This is a genomic window from Streptomyces sp. NPDC050619 (assembly GCF_040654815.1).
Lineage (GTDB): Bacteria > Actinomycetota > Actinomycetes > Streptomycetales > Streptomycetaceae > Streptomyces.
Genome location: NZ_JBFAIR010000024.1, coordinates 69,982 through 85,533 on the forward strand (window position 1 = coordinate 69,982; position 15,552 = coordinate 85,533).

Genomic DNA, 15,552 nt, shown 5'->3' on the forward strand with positions numbered 1-15,552 from the left:
ATGGCTGATACAGACCCAGAACGAACCCGGAAGATCCCCTTCACCTCTAGCGTTCGGGACGTCACTCAGCGGGCATGAACAATTGTACGAAACCCATGAGTAACTCACGCGTAGCCCCTGCGTAGCCAGGGAGAAAGGAGCAACGTGACCGAGGGGGCCGGCATCCGGGACGACGGAGTCCTGCCGGACGATCTGACCGCCGCCGAGGCCGGCATGTGGCAGGCCTTCCGCAATGGCAGCGTGTACGACCTGAGCAGCGGCGACACGGTCGTCGACGATCCGCACGGCGGGCACCCCTGGGGGCCCGACCGGACCGTGCGGGCGCGCATCGTGTGCTGGCTGCTGCTGGACGGACCGCCCGCGCTCGCGGGCCGGGTGTCGTCGCTGAAGCTCGTCGGCGTGCAGGTCAGCGGCGACCTGGACCTCGCGGGCGGCACGGTGGTGCCGTACGTGGAGATGCGCGGCTGCCGCTTCGAGCGGGACATCCTGCTGCCGGAGGCCCGCTTCACGACCGTACGCATGGTGGACTGCTCGGTGCCGCGCCTGGAGGCGGCCCGGGTGCACACGGAGGGCGACCTGCACCTGCCGCGCTGCCGCTTCCACAACGGCATCCGGCTCACCGACGCGCAGATCGGCACGGATCTGCTGCTCAACCAGGCGATCGTCTACCGCGACCGCAGCGGACGCTCGATCGCCGCGGACGGCATGACCGTCGGCCAGGACTTCCAGGGCGAGATGCTGGAGTCGCACGGCGAGCTGAGCCTGCGCAGCGCCAGCATCGGCGGCTCCCTGAGCCTGCGCGGCGCCCGGCTGGCCAACCCGTACACGCGGCACGCCCTCAACGCCCCCCAGCTGACCGTGGGGCGCGCGCTGTATCTGACCCCCGCGGGCCTCGGCAGCACGGTGCTGAGCGGGACCACCCCGGCGCGCGGGACCCGGGTCCAGCGGTTCGACTGCCAGGGCGGGGTGCGGCTGGACGACGGGCGGTTCGGGGACGCGGTCGACCTGGAGCGGGCCCGGTTCACCTTCACCGACGAGCAGGAGCTGTCGCTGCGCCGCGCCCAGACGCCCGAGCTGCGCTTCCTCGGGGAGCGGCCGGTGCGCGGCGGTGTGGTGCTGTCCGGGGCGCGGGTCGTCAACCTGATGGACCGGGCGGACGCCTGGCCGGGCCCGGGCCGGCTGCACATGGGCGGCTTCGCCTACGAGAACCTGGTGCCGCGCGGCCCGTTCCCGCTGAACGAGCGGCTGGAGTGGGTGGCGGCGGCGACCGCCGAGTACAACCCGGAGCCGTACGAGCGGCTGGCCACCGTGCTGCGCAACGGCGGCGAGGACGAGGACGCGCGGGAGGTGCTGCTCGCCAAGCAGCGGCGCCGCCGCGAGAGCCTGCCGATCGCCGCCAAGCTGTGGGGGTACGTGCAGGACTGGACGGTCGCCTACGGGTACCGGCCGGGCCGGGCCGCCGTATGGATGGCCGTGCTGTGGGCGGCGAGCTCGGTGGCCTTCGCCCATGCCAGCCATCCGCCGCTCAAGCGGGGCGAGCATCCGGACTGGAGTCCTGCCCTGTTCGCCCTCGACCTGTTGCTGCCGGTGATCGATCTGGGCCAGGTCGGGTTCTGGCAACTGAGCGGCGGCTGGCAGTGGCTGGCCACCGCGATGATCCTGCTGGGCTGGATCCTGGCGACGACGGTGGCGGCGGGGGCGACACGGTTGCTGCGGCGGAACTAGCAGCACTCGCAGAACTGGTGGAACTAGTGGTGTTGGCGTGACGGAAGTTGTTGAAAGGTCGTCATCTTTACCTTCCCTTGACCTTGGGGCGTACAACTTTCCACGACTTGCCCGTTCCCGCTGGCGCACGGTTGACCTGCGGTCCTTCAATGGTCAGCACCATGTCCCTGCTGCCCCCGTTCATCCGCGCCTCCCGGGTGCCCCGGAAGCTCTCGCGCCCCGTCGGCGGTCCGCCCGCCGACGACGAGGTGTTCCTCGACGCGCCCGACGACCGGCTCGGACCCGCCCTGGTCGCGGCGGGCCGGGGCGAGTACCGGCCCGCCGCCGAACTGCTCGCCGCCACCCGCACCTCCGCCGACTGGGAAAACCGCGATCGCTACGCGCGGAGACTCGCGGCCTTCGCCCGCTCGCGCGACGAGTGGTACGAGGCCTGGCGTACAGCTTCCCCGTACGAGCCCGACGCGCTGCTGGTCGGCGCCCAGCTCGCGGTGGACCGCGCCTGGCAGTCCCCGGCGCGGGCCGAACTGCTGCGCCAGGTGAGCCCCTTGATCACGGCTGCCGCGCACGGCGACGACCGCGACCCGGTGCCGTGGCGGATCGCGCTGGACCACGCGCGCGGCGCGCAGGCCGGGCCCAAGTACTTCGAGCAGCTGTGGGAGGCGGCGGTCCGCCGCGCCCCGCACCACTACGGCTGCCATGTGGCGGCCCTGCGCTACCTCGCCTCCTTCTGGCACGGCTCCCACCGCGAGTGCTTCGACTTCGCCGACCTGGCCGCGCAGGACGCTCCGGCCGGCTCGCTCGTCCAGGCACTGCCGGCCCGGGCTGCCTTCGCCTATCTGACCGAGGGCGGCGGCCTGTCGACCCTGCCCCGCGAGCGGCTGGACGCGGCAGCCGACCGGGCGATCGCGCTCTCCGCCCTCTTCCCGGCCGCCGCCCCCTGGCCGGCCGAGGTCCGCAACAAGCTGATGTACGTCCTGGTACGGCTGGAGCGCTGGCCGGACGCCGGAGAACAACTGCGCCTGATCGGCCCGTACGCCACGTCCTTCCCCTGGGACCGGTTCTCGGACGACCCCCTCGGCCGGTTCCTGGAGGTACGCGACGAGGTCCGCCGCAAGGCGGCTTCCCATCCACGGAGTGAGCGCACCGGACGTGCCCGCTCCGGCGACCATTAGGCTTTTGCGTCGTGACCACCGTGCGGCTTCCGCTCTTCCCCCTGAACTCGGCGCTGTTCCCGGGACTTGTGCTTCCTTTGAACATCTTCGAGGAGCGCTATCGCGCCATGATGCGCGAGCTGCTGAAGACGCCCGAGGACGAACCGCGCCGTTTCGCCGTCGTGGCGATCCGCGACGGCCATGAGGTGGCGCCGACCTCACCCGGCCTGCCGGACCAGACGGCCGTACCCGAGCGCGGAGCGGCCGCCGGCTTCGGCGAGGACCCGCTCAAGGCGTTCTACGGCGTTGGCTGCGTGGCGGACGCCGCGACGCTCCGGGAGCGGCCGGACGGCACCTTCGAGGTTCTGGCGACCGGGACGACCCGGGTGCGGCTGCTGTCGGTCGACGCGTCGGGCCCGTTCCTGACGGCGGAGCTGGAGGAGCTGCCGGAGGAGCCGGGCGACGAGGCGGGCGCGTTGGCGGAAGGGGTGCTGCGGTCCTTCCGCCAGTACCAGAAGCGTCTGGCGGGCGCCCGGGAGCGATCCCTGTCCACCGGCGCGGACCTGCCGGACGAACCGTCCGTGGTCTCGTACCTGGTGGCCGCCGCGATGATGCTGGACATCCCGACGAAGCAGCGTCTGCTCCAGGCCCCGGACACCGCGTCCCGGCTGCGCGACGAACTGAAACTCCTTCGCTCGGAGACGGCGATCATCCGTAATCTGCCGTCACTGCCGGCGGCCGAGCTGACGCGCGGCCCGACGAGTCTCAACTGACGCAGCACTTTTGGGGAACAGGCCACGATGGCGAAGAAGTCGAAGAAGCAGCAGTCGGGAGGCACGCCCGCGACGGTCGCCCTGACCTCCGCGGGGGTGCCCTACACGGTCCACTCCTACGACCACGACCCCTCCCACCCCTCCTACGGCGAGGAGGCGGCCGAGGCGATGGGCGTCTCGCCGGAGCGGGTGTTCAAGACGCTGGTGGCGGACGTCGACGGCGCCCTGACCGTGGCCGTCGTCCCGGTGGCGGGCCAGCTGGACCTCAAGGCGCTGGCGGCGGCGGTCGGCGGCAAGCGCGCCGCGATGGCCGACCCGGCCCTCGCCGAACGCACCACGGGCTACGTCCGCGGCGGCATCTCCCCCCTCGGCCAGCGCAAGAAGCTGCCCACGGTCCTCGACGCGTCGGCCTCCGCGCACCCCACGATCTGCGTCTCGGCGGGCCGCCGGGGCCTGGAGGTCGAACTCTCCCCCGACGACCTCACCAAGCTGACGGAAGCCGTCCTGGCGCCCATCGGCCGTGCCTGACCCCTCCGGTGCGGCAGGGCCGTGTCACGCCTGCGGGGATCCGTACCCGTCCTTCGGGACGGGGCCCTGCTGATAGGAGCCGAGCTCTTCCGGATCCCGGGGTCCGAACAACGCCATCAGCCCCATGTACACCACCAGCGCGGCCACAGGCCACGCCAGCAACGCCCCCTTCGCCCCCAACTCCAACGGCGCGGAGAACGTGACCCCCTTGCCGACCTCCTTGGCATGCGCGACCACGTCCCGCGTCGGCCCGAGCCACATCCCGGCCCGCCACGCCAGCAACGCCCCCAGCAGCCCCCCGAGGGTCAGCGCCGCCACCAGCGGCACGCCCCCGCGCCGCCGCACCAGGAACACGCCGAGCGCGCTCACGGCCCCGAAGGCCAACGCCAGCAGAGTGAACGTTCCGTCGACCCCGACGGCCTGCTCCCCCTCGGTGTCCGCGATGTAGACGACCCACTTCTTCTCGACCACGTCGCCCACCAGCGGCACGTGCGGCGCCAGCCACCACCACAGCAGCCCGAGCAGCACGCCGCCGAGCGCCACCGCCACCGTGATCACGGCGGCCTCCCGCACTTCGGTCTTCATCCCGGGACCGTCCTGTCCATACGAACCTTGTCCATACGAACCTTGCCCGTACGAACCGTCCGCGCCGTAGGTCATGTCCGGCGCGGGAGCCACGTACCCGGGGGGCGAACCCTGCCACGCACTGTGCGAGGGCTGTTCATGCGGCGGCGGAGGCGGAGTCAACGGTGCGGTCACCCTGACATCGTGCCAGGCCCACCTGTGCGGCGCGTCATCGGACGGCTGCCCGGCGGTAGGCCCAGGTCGCAACGGCCAGGGACACCACGCCCACCCCGGCGCACACGGCGAGATCACCGAGCACGACGGCCCAGTCGGGATGCGGTCCGAAGGTCCGCGCGAAGGCCTCCACGCCGTACGTCGACGGCAGCAGATCCCGCAGGAACCGCACCGCCTCCGGCATCCGGTCGGCCGGCAGGACCCCCAGCAGCAGCGCCGCCGACATGCCCAGCTGCCCGAGCAGCGTGGCCAGCTCCGGGCGCGGCGCGAGCAGCCCGAACGCCGCCCCCAGCCCGGCGAGTGCGGCACCCGCGAGCGGGATGACGGCCAGCAGGACCCACAGGTGGGCGAGCGGCAGCCCGAACAGCACGCATCCGAACACCGCGGTCGCCACGGTCCCCGGCACGGTGAAGGAGGCGTACGCGCCCGCCGTCCCCAGCACCACCGCCGCCGGCGGCACGGGCAGCGTCGCGTAGTGGTCGAGCCCGCCGCTGGCCCGCAGCTGCCCGAAGTACTGCGCCAGCAGATTGAGCGCGACGAAGGCGACGACGAGCACCGACGAACCGGCCACCACCGCCTCGGCCTCACCGCCGCCGTCCACGACCCCGCGCATCAGGATCATGATCCCGATCGACTGGAAGGTCGCCACGAACAGCAGCGGGATGCGCGCGACCCGCGCCCGGGACAGCTGGGCCCGGTACACGGCCGCCAGCGCCGGCCACAGCCGCGCCCGCGGACCGAGCTCGGCCGCTTCCCGGACCGGCTCCTGAACGGCCAGGGCGCTGCCCGGCAGAACCTCGGCGGGTACGACACTCACGTCGCGCGGCTCCCCTCTCTCGGTTTCACTCGGGCAGTCGTCCTGTTCGGTACGGATACACCGGCCCGGGTACTCAACGTGCTCACGCCTTCACCAGCCCCTGCTGCGCGGCACCGCCCAGCGCCAGGTACACGTCCTCCAGGCTGGGGGTGGCGAGCGTGAAGTCGTCGAGCGCGGCGAACGCGGCCCCGCCGGTGACGGTGGCGACCACCGTACGGGCCTCCTCCGGGGCCAGCCGCAGCGTCCAGCGGCGTCCGGACTGAACGGCCCGGTCCAGCAGCGCGGCGACCTCGGGGACGTGCAGCGGGGCCGTCTCGCGCCACACGAGCTCGACCCGCACCTCGCCGGCGACCTGCTCCTTGAGGCCGGTGGGGGTGTCGCAGGCGATCACGCGCCCCCGGTCGAGCACGGCGACCCGGTCGAGGACGGTCTCGGCCTCGATGACGTTGTGGGTGACGAGCAGGACGGTCGTCCCGTGCTCGGCCCGGCGCCGGTCCACGGCGGACCACACCGCGCGCCGCGCCACGGGGTCCATGCCGCTGGTCGGCTCGTCGAGGACGAGCAACGGCCGCTCTCCGACCAGCGCGGCGGCGAGGCACGCCAGGCGGCGCTGCCCGCCGGACAGCTTCCTGAGCGGCCGCGCGGCGATCGGCGTGAGCCCCAGCTCCTCCAGTACGGCGTCCCGCTCGGCCCGCGCCCGCGCCGCTTCCAGGCCGCGCAGTCGTCCGGTGGTCTCGGCGGCGAGCGACACGGTCAGATCGTCGAGGGCGCTCGACTCCTGCCCCAGGTAGGCGAGGATCCGGGAGGCCCGCTCCGGGTGGCGCACGATGTCGTGCCCGAGGATCTCGACGCTGCCGCGGTCGGGCCGCATCAGCCCGGTCAGCTGCCGTACGAGGGTGGTCTTCCCGGCGCCGTTCGGCCCCAGGAGCCCGAAGATCTCACCGCGCCGGATGTCCAGCCGTACGTCGTCGGTGGCCCTCACCTCGGGTGTTGCCACAACGCCGCGCCGACCTCGTACGGCCGGATAGGTCTTGCTGAGTCCGCGCACCGCGCACACGACATCACCACCGTGTCGAAGTGCCTGTGCCGCGCGCGTACTCACAAGGGAGGAGACTACGGGGTCGGCAGCCGCGGCCGGTTCTCGGGTCGGTCCATAACGGCACATCCGCCGGTAAAGATCTCACTCGCCGACAGGCGCCTGCTCCGCGGCCGTCCGCACATCGATCTCCCGCCAGAACCCGGCCCGGATCGCGTACCGGTCGTGCTCGTCGATCTGGTCGTCCTTGTGGGCGAGCAGCCCGAACCGGGCCGCGTACCGCAGCAGCTCCCCGTCGATGCGGTGCGGAATGCGTGGATACATCCCGGAGAGCTTCTGCACATGGCCCTGGTGGTCCCCGAGCCGCTCCATCCACCGCCGCGCGAAGACCTGCCCCACCTCGAAGGGATCACCGCCGACCGTGGTGATGTCCTCCTCGCGGTCGGCCCACCGCTGCTCGGCCGTGGTCAGCTGGGCGAGCGTGGGCATGGAGGCGACCTCGGGGGGCTCCGCGGCGGCGCCGGGCCGGTCGACCCAGCCCTTGTCGGAGGACCAGCGCAGGGTCGCGGTCGGGGGGTGCGGGGCGGCGGGCTGCGCGGCCTGGACGCCGGGCGCGCGCAGCGCCGCCAGGTCCTTGGGGGTGGGCACGCCCTTGGCCGCGGGCACCCGCTCCTGCGTGCCGTTCTCCGAGGCGGCGGCCGGAGCGTGCTCCCCCTCCTCGGCGGGCCGCTCGCCCGCCCGGGAGAGCGCGGACTCGGGCAGCGGCGCGGACAGGATCGCGGCGATCTCGGGCCGGGGCGCCGGCTGCGGCGCACAGACCCCGCCGAGCTCCTTGGCGCGCACGGCCTTGGTGATCCACGTACGGTCGAGCACCCGCCGCTCGTCCGCCTCGGCGACCAGGTCCTCGGACTGGTTGTAGTCCCCGTCGGCGGCCTGGACGGCCCACAGGTGTACGGCGACGCCGTGCTCCTTGGCGGCCATCATGCCCGGCAGCAGATCACCGTCGCCGGTGACCAGGACGATGTCGGAGCAGGCGCGGTTGCGGGCCAGTTCGGTCAGCTCGGCGTGCATCGCCGCGTCCACGCCCTTCTGGGCCCAGCGGCCGTCACTGCGGGTCAGGGCGCCGAGCCGGACGGTGACCCTGGGCATCACGCGCAGTCTGCGGTGCTCGGGCTGCGGGACGCGGTCGGGGGCTCCGTCGAACCAGTAGATGCGCAGCAGGGGCCGTTCCGTATCGGACTCGGCGCGTTCACGCAGCCCGTGGATGAGGGCGGTGTGGTCGACGGTGATCCGGGATCGCGAGGGCTCTCCGGCGAGGAGACTGGCGGCGGCCCCCAGCAGATACCCGGCGTCCACCAGGACGATGCAGCGGTCCACACGACTCACCCTCTTCCCGGGAGGTTTGCTTCGGGCTTGCTTCGAGTCTGCCCGACCGTGCGGAGGTTAACGGCCGGAACTCGATCTTCGGCGTGGCGTTTCGGGACATCGCGGACCGACATGCCTTGTCACGCACGGTAATTATCCGACATGCGTTCTTTATCAGCCTATGTGAATCTGGTTCCGGACCTGGCCCCTAGATCCCCCACAGGAGGCAGATCACCATGGCCAAGAACAAGAAGAGTGACCGCAAGCAGCCGTCTTCCGAGCGTCGCCAGCAGGAGCCCCAGCGGTCCACGACGGAGACGCAGGCCGAGCAGCGCGCCCCGCAGGTGACCCCTGGCGACATGGCTCGCAAGGGCCGTCAGAAGCGCTTCGGCCACAACTGACTCTGCGTAACGGGCCGTTGAAGCCCAGGTACATGCGAGGGGCGCACCCCGTACGGGATGCGCCCCTCGCGCACGTCAGTTGTCCGGTCGCCCAGCCGCTCAGCCGGCCAGGCAGGACGGACCCAGCAGCACCTTCAGGTCGCCGAACAGCGCCGGGTCCGGCTTCACCCGGTGCCGGTCCAGGCGCAGCACCGTCGTCTTGCGCGGCCCCTGGAGCTTGATCCGGACCTCGCTCTCGCCCTTGTGGTGGCTGAGGATCTCGCCGAGGCGGCTGACCATCGGCGGGGTGACCCTGGTGGCCGGGATGGTGAGGATCACGGGCGCGTTGGTGCCCGCGTTCGACAGGTCGGGGACCTGCATCTCCATCGCGACCAGGCGGGGCACGTCCTCCCGCTTGTCCAGGCGGCCCTTGACGAACACCACGGCGTCCTCGACGAGTTGGGTCGACACCAGCTGGTAGGTGGCCGGGAAGAACATGCACTCGATGGAACCGGCGAGGTCCTCCACGGTGGCGATGGCCCAGGCATTGCCCTGCTTGGTCATCTTGCGCTGGAGGCCGGAGATGATGCCGCCGATGGTGACGATCGAGCCGTCCGAGTAGTCACCCCCGGTGAGCTGCCCGATGCCCGCGTCCGCCTTGTCGGACAGCACGTGCTCCAGACCGAAGAGGGGGTGGTCGGAGACGTACAGGCCGAGCATCTCCCGCTCCTGCGCGAGGAGATAGGTCTTCTCCCACTCGTCGGTGGTGAACTCGACGTCGAGCCCGAAGCCCGGCTCGCTGCTGTCCTCCTCGCCCATCCCGCCGAAGAGGTCGAACTGGCCCTCGGCCTCCTTGCGCTTGACCTGCACCACGTTGTCGATCATCGGCTCGTACTGCGCGGTGAGGCCCTTGCGGGTGTGCCCCATGGTGTCGAACGCGCCCGCCTTGATCAGCGATTCGGTGGTGCGCTTGTTGCAGGCGGCGGCCTCGACCTTGTCGAGGTAGTCGGGGAAGGAGGCGTACTTCCCCTTGGCCTTGCGGCTGCGGATGATCGACTCGACCACGTTCGTGCCGACGTTGCGGACGGCGGACAGTCCGAAGAGGATCACGTCGTCGCCCTGTGCGGCGAAGTTCTGCTCGGACTCGTTGACGTTGGGCGGCAGCACCCTGATGCCCATGCGCCGGCACTCGTTGAGGTAGACCGCCGACTTGTCCTTGTCGTCCTTCACCGAGGTCAGCAGCGCCGCCATGTACTCGGCCGGGTAGTTCGCCTTGAGATACGCCGTCCAGTAGGTGACCAGGCCGTACGCCGAGGAGTGCGCCTTGTTGAACGCGTATCCGGCGAACGGGACCAGGACGTCCCACAGGGCCTGGATCGCCTCGTCGGAGAAGCCCTTCTTCTTCGCGCCTTCCTGGAAGAGGACGAAGTTCTTCGCCAGCTCCTCGGGCTTCTTCTTGCCCATCACGCGGCGCAGGATGTCGGCCTCGCCGAGCGAGTAACCGGCGATGATCTGCGCGGCCTTCTGCACCTGCTCCTGGTACACGATCAGGCCGTAGGTCAGGCCGAGCGTCTCCTTCAGGGGCTCTTCGAGCTCCGGGTGGATCGGCGTGATCTCCTGGCGGCCGTTCTTGCGCTCCGCGTAGTTGATGTGCGAGTTCATGCCCATCGGGCCCGGCCGGTAGAGGGCCGAGACGGCGGAAATGTCCTCGAAGTTGTCGGGCTGCATCTGGCGCAGCAGCGAGCGCATCGGGCCGCCGTCGAACTGGAAGACGCCGAGCGTGTCACCGCGGCAGAGCAGTTCGAAGGTCTTGGGGTCGTCCAGCGGGAGGGCGAGCATCTCCAGGTCGACGCTCTTGTTGGCCTTCACCATCTTGATGGCGTCGTCCATGATCGTCAGGTTGCGCAGGCCCAGGAAGTCCATCTTCAGCAGGCCCAGCGACTCGCACTGGGGGTAGTCCCACTGCGTGATGGTCACGCCGTCCGTGTGCCGTACCCAGATCGGGGCGTGGTCGACGATGGGCTCGCTGGACATGATCACGCCGGCCGCGTGCACACCCATCTGCCGGACCAGGCCCTCGACGCCCTTGGCGGTGTCGATGACCTTCTTCACGTCCGGCTCGTTCTCGTACATCGCGCGGATCTCGCCCGCCTCGCTGTAGCGCGGGTGCGAGGAGTCGGTGATGCCGTTGAGATCGATGCCCTTGCCCAGGACGTCGGCGGGCATGGCCTTGGTGAGGCGGTCGCCCATGGCGTACGGGTAGCCCAGCACGCGCGCGGAGTCCTTGATGGCGTTCTTCGCCTTGATCTTGCCGTAGGTGCCGATCATGGCGACCTTGTCGGCGCCGTACTTCTCCGTCACATACCTGATCACCTCGACGCGCCGACGCTCGTCGAAGTCGATGTCGACATCGGGCATGGAGACACGCTCGGGGTTGAGGAACCGCTCGAAGATCAGCCCGTGCTCGATCGGGTCGAGGTCGGTGATGCCCATCGCGTACGCGACGATCGAGCCGGCCGCGGAGCCTCGGCCGGGGCCGACCGCGATGCCGTTGTTCTTGGCCCACATGATGAAGTCGGCGACGACGAGGAAGTAGCCCGGGAACCCCATCTGGATGATGACGTCCATCTCGTACTCCGCCTGCTTCTGGCGGTCTTCGGGGACGCCGCCCGGGTAGCGGCGGTTCATGCCGACCCGGACTTCCTCCTGGAACCAGGTGACCTCGGTGTACCCCTCCGGGATCTCGAACTTCGGCATGAGGTCGCGCTTCTCGAACATGCCCGTGGTGTCGATCTGCTCGGCCACCAGCAGCGTGTTCGCGCAGCCCTGCTGCCAGGCGTCCGAGGAGTCGATGGCGTACATCTCGTCCGTCGACTTCAGGTAGTAGCCGGTGCCGTCGAAGCGGAAGCGGTCCGGGTCGGAGAGGTTCTTGCCGGTCTGGATGCACAGCAGCGCGTCGTGCGCGGTCGCCTCGTGCGCGTACGTGTAATGCGAGTCGTTCGTCACCAGCGGCGGGATGCCGAGCTTCTTGCCGATCTCCAGCAGACCGTCCCGCACGCGGCGCTCGATCTCGATGCCGTGGTCCATCAGCTCCAGGAAGTACCGGTCCTTGCCGAAGATGTCCTGGTACTCGGCGGCGGCCTTGAGGGCCTCTTCCTCCTGCCCGAGGCGCAGCCGGGTCTGCAGTTCGCCGGAGGGACACCCGGTGGAGGCGATCAGCCCCTCGGACCACTGGGAGATGGTCTCCTTGTCCATCCGCGGCCACTTCTGCAGCCAGCCCTCGGCATACGCGTCCGAGGACAGCTTGAAGAGGTTGTGCAGGCCGGTCGCGTTGGCCGCCCAGATCGTCTTGTGGGTGTAACCACCCGAACCGGAGACGTCGTCCCGCTTCTGGTGCGGCTGACCCCACTGGATCTTGCGCTTGTTGCGCCGCGACTCCGGCGCCACATACGCCTCGATCCCGATGATCGGCGTGACCCCGGCCTTCTCCGCCGAGTGGAAGAAGTCGTACGCCCCGTGCAGGTTGCCGTGGTCGGACATGGCGATGTGCGTCATGCCCATCTCGTTGCACGCGTTGAACATGTCCTTCAGCCGCGCGGCACCGTCCAGCAACGAGTACTGGGTGTGGACGTGCAGGTGCGTGAACGGCGGCTTCGACACGGCTGCGGCCTCCAAGGCAAACGTAGATCGACGAGGGTCCGACCTGCTGCGAACAGTCTGGGGGGACAGCGTCGAAGTCTATGCCTCGGCACTGACACTCCGAGGGCTGCCCCACGTACCTTCATGTGAAGAACACGGGCACTCCCGCACACCGTCGGACGTTGGTGTGAGGGAATGATCCGGCCCGGAAATCCGGCCCACATGTCATGCACCACCTGCACCAGGAGGCACCCAGCGATGTCGGTCCCGAAGCTCAACGACGAGCACCGCGGCGAGGAGATCCTCGCCGTCTTCGACACCGCCTTCGGCGAGCTCCTGGCCGCCGACCCGGCCGCGTTCCGCGTGAAGTTCCGGAAGATGGCGGCCTCGGCGTTCGCGTTCTACCGGGGCACGGCCTGCCTCTTCTACCACGACCTCGAACCTGAGAAGCGAGGCGGCCCGTACCTGGACGAGCGCACCTCGCGCGTGTGGATCCACGGCGACCTGCACGCGGAGAACTTCGGCACGTACATGGACGCCACCGGCCGCCTGATCTTCAACGTCAACGACTTCGACGAGGCGTACGTCGGCCCCTTCACCTGGGACCTCAAACGCTTCGCCGCCTCCATCGCCCTGATCGGGTACGCGAAGGCGCTCGGTGACGACGAGATCACCGAGCTCGTGCAGGTGTACGCGGGCGCGTACCGCGAGCGCATCCACGCCCTGGCCACCGGCGCCAAGAGCGACGAGGTACCGCCCTTCACGCTGGACACCGCCCAGGGCCCGCTCCTGGACGCCCTGCGCGACGCCCGCTCGCTGACCCGCTTCGGCCTCCTCGACTCGATGACGGAGATCCGCGACTTCGAGCGCCGCTTCGCCCCGGACGGCGGCTCCATCGAGCTGGACGCGGCCACGCGCTACAAGGTCCTCGCGGCCTTCGACGGCTATCTGGAGACTCTGCCGGAGACCTCCCTGGCCCGCCCGGACTCCTACCGCGTGAAGGACGTCGTCGGCCGCCGCGGCATCGGCATCGGCTCCGCCGGCCTGCCGTCGTACAACATCCTCCTGGAGGGCCACAGCGACGCCCTGGAGAACGACGTCGTGATCTACATCAAGCAGGCCCAGACCCCGGCCGTCTCCCGCCACATCACCGACCCGGCGATCCGCGACTACTTCCAGCACGAGGGCCACCGCACGGTGATCTCCCAGCGCGCCCTCCAGGCACACGCCGACCCGTGGCTGGGCTGGACCGAACTGGGCGGCAGGGGCCAGCTGGTCGCCGAGGTCTCGCCGTACGCCGTGGACCTCGACTGGGGCGACATCGACGACCTGGAGGAGATCGCCGCGGTCGTCGCCGACCTGGGCCGGGCCACCGCCACCATGCACGGGGCGGCGGACGACCAGTCCGGCGAGTCCCTGGTGCCCTTCTCCACCGAGCGGGCCATCGACGCGGCGCTCGCGGCGGACTCCGACGACGGCGCCGGCTTCGCGGACCTGCTGGTCGACTTCGCGCACGGCTACGGCGCACGCGCGCGTGCCGACCACCAGACCTTCGTGGACCTGTTCCGCAACGGCCGGATTCCGGGTCTGTGACGAAAGGGCCGCTCACAGGGACCCTTTAGGGGTCTCCTACAGCGGTCCGTGACACACTCTCCTCCGCTATGGACATATCCGGGACTCAGCTCAGAGCCGTACGCGCGGCGCTGTTCACGGCACTCGTCGTGACGCTCAGCACCGCGTCGCACGTCCTGCTGTCCCGGGTCCCGCTGCCGTTGAACACGGTGGCCGTGATCGCCGTCGCCGTGTTCGTCATCGCCTACGCCCTGGCCGGCCGCGCGCGCGGCTTCGGCCGGATCGCCGCCTTGCTGATCCCGCTGGAGCTGGCCGCCGACACGGTGTTCACCACCGGTCAGCACGTCTGTTACGGCGCGGCCGGCGGCCCCGTCACCGGCCCCCTGCGCTCCGTCGGCCTCGACGTGCTGTGCGGCGACGGCACCAGTTTCGGCGCCCCGCTGGCCCGGGTGACCGGCACCGACCCCCAGCGGGTCGCGGGCCTGGTCGCCCATGTCGACCCGGTGGCCGCCTGGCTGCTGCTCGGCGCACACGTCGCCGTCGGACTCCTCGCGACCGCCTGGCTGAGCCGCGGCGAGCGGGCGCTGGCCCAGCTGCTGCGCGCGGTGGCCGCGACCACGTTCCGGCCGCTGCTGCTCGCGGTCGCGTCGGTGACGGTACGGCCGACTCCCGCCACGAGCCGCGTACGGCCCACCGGCCGCCGCACGACCGCCGCCCGGGAGCGGTTCCTCGTGCACTCTCTGGGACGGCGTGGACCGCCGTGCTCGGTCGCCTTCCTCTGACAGGCAGCTGAGCACGTGCAGTCCCCCATTCGTATCCCGCACACGAGGTGTGCGCGTCCCCATGGAGATCATCGACATGAGCAAGCGGAACAGCCAGCAGGCGAAGAACGCCGCCCGCGAACGGCTGCGCCAGGAGCGCGAGCGGCAGGCCAAGCGCGCGAAGGTCAAGCGGCAGGTCATCGTGGCCTGTTCGGTCGTCGGCGTCCTGGCGGTGGCCGGCGGCATCGGCTACGCCGTCGTCCAGTCCAACAAGCCCGGCGCGTGGGAGGCCGTGAAGGACGAGAAGGTCGTCGCTCCGGCCAACACCACGGGCACGGACGGCACGACCGTGGTCATCGGCAAGAGCAGCGCGAAGAAGACCCTCAAGGTCTACGAGGACCCGCGCTGCCCGGTCTGCGCCCAGTTCGAGCAGACCGTCGGCTCGACCGTCGAGAAGGACCTCGACGAGGGCAAGTTCAAGATCCAGTACATCGGCGGCACCTTCCTCGACGGCGACTCGCTGGGCAGCGGCAAGATAGGCACCAACGGCGAGGGCTCCAAGAACGCGCTGGCCGCCATGGGCGCCGCGCTGAACGTGAGCGACGACGCCTTCATGGCGTACAAGACCGCGCTGTACTCGACGAAGTGGCACCCCGAGGAGACCGACGACAAGTTCAAGAGCGACGACTACCTCATCGAGGTCGCGAACACCGTTCCGGCCCTGAAGAACAACAAGACCTTCCAGAACGCCGTCACGAGCGGCAAGTACGACGCCTGGGCCCTGGCCATGTCCAAGACCTTCGACACGAACAAGGACAAGGTGACGGGCACCCCGAGCTTCGTCATGGACGGCAAGATGCTCACCACCTCGGGCGGCAACCCGCCGATGTCGGTGGCCGACTTCACCTCGCTGGTCGACGCGGCGCTCAAGGCCTGAACCGGCCTTCGGCAACCGACCTTCAGCCGAAGAGCGGGCGAACTTTTGCGAGTTCGCCCGCTCTGGCGTG

General features: G+C 70.3%; 13 protein-coding genes. 8 read left to right on the forward strand and 5 right to left on the reverse strand.

The genetic code is table 11. From position 1 onward, the window contains the following. Positions 1-144 precede the first annotated feature (144 nt). From AB0I77_RS33395 to ybaK, 4 genes are all read left to right on the forward strand, one after another. Positions 145-1,725 (forward strand): oxidoreductase, encoded by a 1,581-nt coding sequence (locus AB0I77_RS33395; RefSeq protein ID WP_363286485.1) that lies wholly within the window; start codon positions 145-147, stop codon positions 1,723-1,725. A 149-nt stretch (positions 1,726-1,874) separates the two neighbouring features. Continuing rightward, entirely contained in the window at positions 1,875-2,897 is a 1,023-nt protein-coding gene (locus AB0I77_RS33400; RefSeq protein ID WP_363286486.1) for a hypothetical protein, read from the forward strand. An 11-nt stretch (positions 2,898-2,908) separates the two neighbouring features. Beyond that, a complete protein-coding gene (locus AB0I77_RS33405; protein ID WP_363286487.1) occupies positions 2,909-3,649 on the forward strand; it encodes an LON peptidase substrate-binding domain-containing protein in 741 nt (246 codons plus the stop codon). Positions 3,650-3,676: 27 nt separating this feature from the next. Beyond that, the gene (ybaK, locus tag AB0I77_RS33410; protein WP_363286488.1) at positions 3,677-4,177 is read left to right on the forward strand and encodes a Cys-tRNA(Pro) deacylase; all 501 of its coding nucleotides are present in this window, start codon (positions 3,677-3,679) and stop codon (positions 4,175-4,177) included. A 24-nt stretch (positions 4,178-4,201) separates the two neighbouring features. Here ybaK and AB0I77_RS33415 read toward each other — a convergent pair whose 3' ends face one another. The 4 genes from AB0I77_RS33415 to AB0I77_RS33430 form a co-directional block, all read right to left on the reverse strand. Beyond that, a complete protein-coding gene (locus AB0I77_RS33415; RefSeq protein WP_363286489.1) occupies positions 4,202-4,936 on the reverse strand; it encodes an AAA family ATPase in 735 nt (244 codons plus the stop codon). A gap of 34 nt (positions 4,937-4,970) precedes the next feature. Then, on the reverse strand, positions 4,971-5,792 hold the full coding sequence (locus AB0I77_RS33420) for an ABC transporter permease (RefSeq protein WP_363286490.1): 822 nt from the start codon (positions 5,790-5,792) through the stop codon (positions 4,971-4,973). 82 nt (positions 5,793-5,874) lie between these two features. Beyond that, complete coding sequence (locus AB0I77_RS33425; protein ID WP_363286491.1) at positions 5,875-6,840, reverse strand: ABC transporter ATP-binding protein; 966 nt, start codon at positions 6,838-6,840, stop codon at positions 5,875-5,877. Between the two features lie 132 nt (positions 6,841-6,972). Further along, a complete protein-coding gene (locus tag AB0I77_RS33430) occupies positions 6,973-8,205 on the reverse strand; it encodes an NYN domain-containing protein (protein WP_363286492.1) in 1,233 nt (410 codons plus the stop codon). A 224-nt stretch (positions 8,206-8,429) separates the two neighbouring features. Between AB0I77_RS33430 and AB0I77_RS33435 the strand changes: the two genes are divergently transcribed. Continuing rightward, on the forward strand, positions 8,430-8,594 hold the full coding sequence (locus AB0I77_RS33435; protein ID WP_363286493.1) for a hypothetical protein: 165 nt from the start codon (positions 8,430-8,432) through the stop codon (positions 8,592-8,594). A gap of 99 nt (positions 8,595-8,693) precedes the next feature. On the opposite strand, the gene dnaE is transcribed toward AB0I77_RS33435, so the two are convergent. Then, a complete protein-coding gene (gene dnaE, locus AB0I77_RS33440; RefSeq protein WP_363286494.1) occupies positions 8,694-12,233 on the reverse strand; it encodes a DNA polymerase III subunit alpha in 3,540 nt (1,179 codons plus the stop codon). A gap of 237 nt (positions 12,234-12,470) precedes the next feature. On the opposite strand from dnaE, the gene AB0I77_RS33445 reads away from it, so the two are divergent. The 3 genes from AB0I77_RS33445 (at position 12,471) to AB0I77_RS33455 (ending at position 15,482) form a co-directional block, all read left to right on the forward strand. Further along, positions 12,471-13,805, forward strand: a complete 1,335-nt coding sequence (locus AB0I77_RS33445; protein WP_363286495.1) for a DUF2252 domain-containing protein — start codon at positions 12,471-12,473, stop codon at positions 13,803-13,805. Between the two features lie 68 nt (positions 13,806-13,873). Further along, complete coding sequence (locus AB0I77_RS33450) at positions 13,874-14,566, forward strand: hypothetical protein (protein WP_363286496.1); 693 nt, start codon at positions 13,874-13,876, stop codon at positions 14,564-14,566. Positions 14,567-14,642: 76 nt separating this feature from the next. Next, complete coding sequence (locus AB0I77_RS33455; protein WP_363286580.1) at positions 14,643-15,482, forward strand: thioredoxin domain-containing protein; 840 nt, start codon at positions 14,643-14,645, stop codon at positions 15,480-15,482. Positions 15,483-15,552: the final 70 nt, after the last annotated feature.